Source organism: Coleofasciculus sp. FACHB-712 (assembly GCF_014695635.1).
In the GTDB taxonomy this organism is placed as follows: Bacteria; Cyanobacteriota; Cyanobacteriia; order Cyanobacteriales; family FACHB-T130; genus FACHB-T130.
The window spans coordinates 1-4,084 of sequence record NZ_JACJOQ010000169.1 but is presented as its reverse complement, the minus strand read 5'-3'; the positions used below and the strand labels follow the sequence as shown (position 1 = coordinate 4,084).

At 48.1% G+C, this 4,084-nt stretch carries 4 protein-coding genes; 1 reads left to right on the top strand and 3 read right to left on the bottom strand.

Annotated elements, in window-relative coordinates; translation table 11 throughout:
* The coding region (locus tag H6F50_RS04505; RefSeq protein ID WP_190426778.1) for a response regulator at window positions 1-764 on the bottom strand (764 nt) is incomplete at its 3' end.
* Between the two features lie 607 nt (window positions 765-1,371).
* Here H6F50_RS04505 and H6F50_RS04500 point away from each other — a divergent pair.
* Complete coding sequence (locus tag H6F50_RS04500; protein ID WP_190426776.1) at window positions 1,372-1,806, top strand: hypothetical protein; 435 nt, start codon at window positions 1,372-1,374, stop codon at window positions 1,804-1,806.
* A 59-nt stretch (window positions 1,807-1,865) separates the two neighbouring features.
* Here H6F50_RS04500 and ureC read toward each other — a convergent pair whose 3' ends face one another.
* Complete coding sequence (gene ureC, locus H6F50_RS04495) at window positions 1,866-3,590, bottom strand: urease subunit alpha (RefSeq protein ID WP_190426774.1); 1,725 nt, start codon at window positions 3,588-3,590, stop codon at window positions 1,866-1,868.
* A 98-nt stretch (window positions 3,591-3,688) separates the two neighbouring features.
* A partial coding sequence (locus H6F50_RS04490) for a DUF1349 domain-containing protein (RefSeq protein WP_190426772.1) occupies window positions 3,689-4,084 on the bottom strand: 396 nt, incomplete at its 5' end.

The window sequence follows — 4,084 nt, the reverse complement described above, 5'->3', positions numbered from 1 at the left end:
TCGGCGCTGTCCCCTAAATCCAGCTTCAGGGTGAGATTCTTTTCCTCTGCTAAGGGAGAAAGTTCTTGAACTACTTCCTGAAGTAGTTTCCGCAGGTCAATTGGTGAGAAGCTCAGGGTTTTACGACCGGCTTCATAGCGATAGACTTCTAATAAAGTATTCACCATCGCCAGCAAGTTGCGGTTGCTGCGATCCATTGTAGCGATCGCTTCTTGCATTCCTGGCGAGAGTTCTCCTAAGGCTCCTTGCCTAAATAAAGCCAGCATCCGCTCTGCGGCGACGATCGGCGTCCGCAAGTCGTGGGTGAGCCAGGAAACGAAATCTTCTCGCTGACGGGCAATTTGATCGCGTTCGTCCACACTATGCTTCAGCCGCAGAAGCGATCGCACCCGCGCCAGCAATTCGTCAACTTGCACTGGCTTGCGAATAAAATCATCTGCTCCAGTATCTAATCCCTCTACCACGCTGGCGTGATCGTGGGCTGTGATCAGTAAAATCGGGATAAATGGCAACTTAGTATTATCACGGACTCGCCTCGTGACTTCATATCCATCCATCCCCGGCATCATCACATCCAACAAGACCAAGTCTGGTGGAGATTGTTCAATCTCGTTTAAGGCAGAACGACCATTTTCCGCCAAGGTAATTTGATATCCCTCTTCTTCTAAAATGGTTTGAACCAAAAACAAGTTATCGGGAGAATCATCCACAACGAGAATGCGGTCAGTTTTAGAAGGTTGATTGAGACTCGAATGATTCTTCATGGAAGCGATAGGTTAACAACTCAAGTTTATTGAAATTAATTTTTGTAAATTAATCGTGCATCACGTAACATTCTTTACGCCTAAGGTATCATTTTGCCTCATTCTACAGAAGGATTGTTGGGGATCTTTACCGAATCTTTGCTTCTTTGGCTTCTATCCAGTGTCTGGACTAGCCAAATGACCTTAGCAACAGAAAATTAATTATAAACCTTTAGGATGACGGCCATACTTTTCTGTCATCTGATACATCTGGCTGCTCATTGCTGGAAAGAAAAAATCGCAGATATCTAGTTTATTTACATCTATAAATTAAGCAAAACGGGAAAGATAGGCAGTAGCGAAGTCAATTTCCTCGTGCGGATGGATAGGTAAAAGAGGTCTTTTGGGCGATCGCGCTCAAGATAGAAATTTGAGTGGTTGGTAATGAGACAGCTTTATCTACAGGATGGACGTGGAAGCGATCGCTTTAAACTCTCTGCTACTTGGCGGTCTGCGTTTTATGTTGACTGCGTTATTTCCCTCTCTTTAAATTTTTACGCCTCAGGATAGATTGACCGACCCCCCCAATTTCAGTCATCAATGAAGAGCAGATTCAAAGTTGGAAAGTATGGGTCGCTTAGCACCTGAATCTAGTCGAACCATTCGCAAACAACAACGCCCTGATTACCGTCCTTCGCCTAAAGTTCCTGTAAAACTGATCGCGGGCATCTACTTTTCTATACTTTTATCTATCTTTCTAGGGGTGCTACTGCTGAGCAGTGGCAGGATGACGATTGGCGGGGTTCCGTTGCCAATCTTGATGAGCTTCTTGAGCGATGATGCGGCACGAAATGCTTATTTAGCAGGAGAACCCGCAGCACTTCACGACCGTCTTGAGGTGATGGGCATCGAGGAGCAAATCAAAGAATATTATCGACCTCAAATTTCTGATGAAGCAAAACTAGACCAACACATTCACCAAATTCTGTATGACCGCACTGGTTATGTGGGGGCACAATACGAGGTGAATCCGGAAGGGGTATTAGTTTTGAAAAATAGATAAGTAGAGAAGCGATTAGTTGCATCTCTAGCAAGTTAATCGCTTCTCTACTACCAATTTAATCAGAATAAAAAGTAGCGTTGTGCTAATGGGAGAACGGTTGCCGGTTCGCAAGTCAGCAATTCCCCATCGGCTCGCACTTCGTAGGTTTCCGGATTTACTTCCATGTGAGGCAGGGCATCGTTTAATTTCATGTCTCGCTTACTTAGCTGCCGCGTACCGCTGACAGCAACCGCTGGCTTTTGGAGCTTAAGCTGGGTGGGAATTTCTTTTTCGAGTGCCGCTTGGGAAATAAAAGTTAGAGAAGTGGCAGCGATCGCGCCTCCAAAACTGCCGAACATTGGGCGCATATGCACTGGTTGCGGTGTGGGGATACTAGCGTTGGCATCGCCCATTTGAGCGTAAGCGATCGCACCCCCTTTGATGACTATCTCTGGCTTGACGCCAAAAAATGCCGGACGCCAGAGGCACAAATCCGCCAATTTCCCCACTTCTACCGAACCAACATACTGCGAAATCCCGTGGGTAATGGCTGGATTGATTGTATATTTTGCAACATAGCGCTTTGCCCGGAAATTATCTGCCCTCTCTTGCCCCTCTCCTGGTAGCAATGGGGAAAGGTTTCCCCGCTGCACTTTCATTTTGTGTGCCGTTTGCCAGGTGCGAATGATTACCTCGCCTACCCGCCCCATCGCCTGAGAATCAGAGGAAATCATGCTGAATGCACCCAAATCGTGCAGGATATCTTCAGCGGCAATTGTTTCTCGGCGAATCCGCGACTCGGCAAAGGCGACATCTTCGGGAATGCTGGGGTCGAGGTGATGACACACCATTAGCATATCCAGATGTTCGTCTAGGGTATTGACGGTATAAGGGCGCGTCGGGTTGGTGGAAGAGGGCAGGACGTTCGCTTCGCCGCATACTTTGATAATGTCCGGCGCGTGACCTCCACCGGCTCCCTCGGTGTGGTAAGTGTGAATAACGCGATTCTTAAAGGCGGCGATGGTGGTTTCTACAAAACCGGCTTCGTTCAAGGTATCGGTATGAATGGCTACCTGCACATCATAATTATCCGCAACGTTCAAGCAAGTATCAATCGTCGCGGGTGTGGTGCCCCAGTCTTCGTGCAGTTTTAAACCTATCGCCCCGGCTAAGACTTGTTCGATTAGTCCTTGGGGTTGGCTGCTATTCCCTTTCCCCAAGAAGCCTAGATTTACCGGGAAGGCGTCAGCGGCTTGCAGCATCCGGTACATATTCCACGGGCCAGGAGTGCAAGTGGTCGCATTTGTACCCGTAGCAGGGCCAGTACCACCGCCGAGCATGGTGGTGATGCCGGATGCGATCGCGACTTCTATCTGTTGCGGACAAATAAAGTGAATGTGGCTGTCAATCCCGCCTGCGGTGAGAATCATCCCTTCTCCGGCAACGACCTCGGTTCCAGGGCCAATAATAATATCTACCTTGTCTTGAATGTAGGGATTTCCAGCTTTACCAATTTTGAAAATTTTGCCATCTTTAATGCCAATATCGGCTTTGACAATCCCCCACCAGTCGAGGATTAAGGCGTTGGTAATCACCAGATCGACGGCACCGTCTGCATTAGAAATGGGGGATTGTCCCATACCATCCCGGATGACTTTGCCGCCACCGAATTTCACTTCATCGCCGTAGGTAGTGAAGTCTTGTTCGACTTCGATGAATAATTCGGTGTCAGCAAGACGAACGCGATCGCCGACTGTCGGGCCATAGGTTTCGGCGTAAGCGCGGCGATCCATTCTGTAACTCATCCTTGACTCCTCTAGAGTGGTATATTTTTAACGCAAAGCTACGCAAAGGTTAGCGCAAAGGTACGCAGAGTTTTGGGTTATTCTTGGCGTTTTTTGGGCTACAAGCGATTAATTTTGAATCCCTCAAATTTCATTGAGAAGCCATTTCCCTCTGGAGAAGCGCACATCACCCCCACATTCACCGTCTCAGCCGGGGTGAGATAGCCAAGGCGAAGCATTGTGTACTGAGTGCCATCCAGAGAGTATTGCACCTCTACAGCGGTGCCGCGTCGATGTACGCGCATCCAAAGTGAAGCCGGGTTATCTGGCAGCGGGACAACAGACCAATCTGAGTAATCTCTTGTTACCACAGCGCTGACTTGTTGTACACCCTCGACAAATTCAATGCCACATTTTAACCAATTCGCCTCATCTAAGCGCAGCATCAATCCGGCTTGATCGTACAAATCTCGATACTCACCGCTAACTTTCACCTCAACCATGAAGTCTTTGTT

Bases quoted from the DNA above. Each gene is read 5' to 3' on its own strand.
- H6F50_RS04500 (WP_190426776.1), top strand. From the start codon at position 1,372: ATGGGTCGCTTAGCACCTGAATCTAGTCGAACCATTCGCAAACAACAA.
- ureC (WP_190426774.1), bottom strand. From the start codon at position 3,590: ATGAGTTACAGAATGGATCGCCGCGCTTACGCCGAAACCTATGGCCCG.